The sequence below is a fragment of the Caulobacter sp. P1_B12_2 genome (assembly GCF_056406675.1).
Genome location: NZ_JBFTZS010000756.1, coordinates 1 through 1,182, shown reverse-complemented (window position 1 = coordinate 1,182; position 1,182 = coordinate 1). Strand labels below are relative to the sequence as shown.

Below are 1,182 nucleotides of genomic sequence, written 5' to 3'. Positions count from 1 at the left end.
GATCGCGCCGCGCGCCTGGTGCTGCGTCGGCCCGGCGACCTGGACGGCGACCGGCCCGAGCTGCTGGAGCCGGCGGCGCGGGCCATCGAGGGCCGCCATCCGCTGGCCGCCACCCTGCTGCTGAGGGCGATGATCCTGGACACCGCCCGCTACGCCCGCACCGCCCGCTACAAGGACGCTCAGCGCCAGCTGCTGGAAGCCGCCTCTCTGGCCCCGGCCATCGCCGACTGGGGCGGCCACGAGGACGCCGAGGCCTTCGCCGCGCGGGTGGCGGGCTACCGGCGCTGGTAGAACCGCACGCGAGGGTGAAAGCCTCGATTGCCTAGACGGGAGCGGCGGACCTATAAGCGGGCTGAAAATTCCAGCCCTTCGAGGGAATCCATGAGCTCCGATTTCGCGGCCGCGCGCCTCAACATGGTCGAAAGCCAGATCCGCACGGCCGACGTCACCGATCTGCCCCTGCAGGACGCCCTGCGCGTCGTGGCGCGCGAGGCCTGCGTGCCCGCGGGCAAGGGCTATCTGGCCTATGCCGACGCCGACGTCGAATACGCCCCCGGCCGCTGGCTTCTGCGCCCGCGCGAGGTGGGCAAGCTGCTGCAATACCTGCGTCCGCGCGAGGGCGACAAGGCCCTGGCCATCGCCGCGCCCTATGCGGCCGCCGTGCTGGAGCAGATGGGCCTGCAGGTCACCCGCCTGGACGCCGACGACCTGACCGTCGTGCCCGGCGCGAACTACGACGTGATCATCTGCGAGGGCGCCGTGCCGCGGGCCCCGGCCAGCTGGACCAAGGCCCTGGCCCAGGGCGGCCGCCTGGCGGTGATCGAGCGCGAGGGGCCGGTCGGTCGGGCCGCGATCTACGTCCGGGCCGAGGACGGTGTCGGCCGCCGCGCCGTTTTCGACGCCACGCCGCCGCTGCTGGCCGGTTTCGCCGTCGAACAGGGCTTTGCGTTCTGACGAGTTCAGTCCAGAAACATCAACGCAACGTCTGCGTGAAAAAAGCTTAACTAGCGGCCTATGGTCTCTCGCCTTACAGCCGATCATATAAGGGTGCGGGCGTCGCGCCGGATCTGGCCAGGGTTTCGTGGGGAATGAACTTGATGTCGAATAGCCGTCGGGCCGCTTTGCTGGCCGCAGCTTGCAGCATGGGCCTGATGGCGGGCCTGGCGTCGGTCGCCCGGGCCG

At 70.7% G+C, this 1,182-nt stretch carries 2 protein-coding genes; both read left to right on the top strand.

The genetic code is table 11. The features are described 5' to 3' along the window. Nucleotides 1-291 (top strand): DUF6880 family protein (locus AC1DZ6_RS25525; RefSeq protein WP_477099879.1); only part of this gene is annotated, 291 nt, incomplete at its 5' end. Nucleotides 292-381: 90 nt separating this feature from the next. After that, complete coding sequence (locus tag AC1DZ6_RS25520; RefSeq protein ID WP_477099878.1) at nt 382-954, top strand: protein-L-isoaspartate O-methyltransferase family protein; 573 nt, start codon at nt 382-384, stop codon at nt 952-954. Nucleotides 955-1,182: the final 228 nt, after the last annotated feature.

Coding starts and splice junctions, on each gene's coding strand:
- AC1DZ6_RS25520 (WP_477099878.1), top strand. CDS start 382: ATGAGCTCCGATTTCGCGGCCGCGCGCCTCAACATGGTCGAAAGCCAG.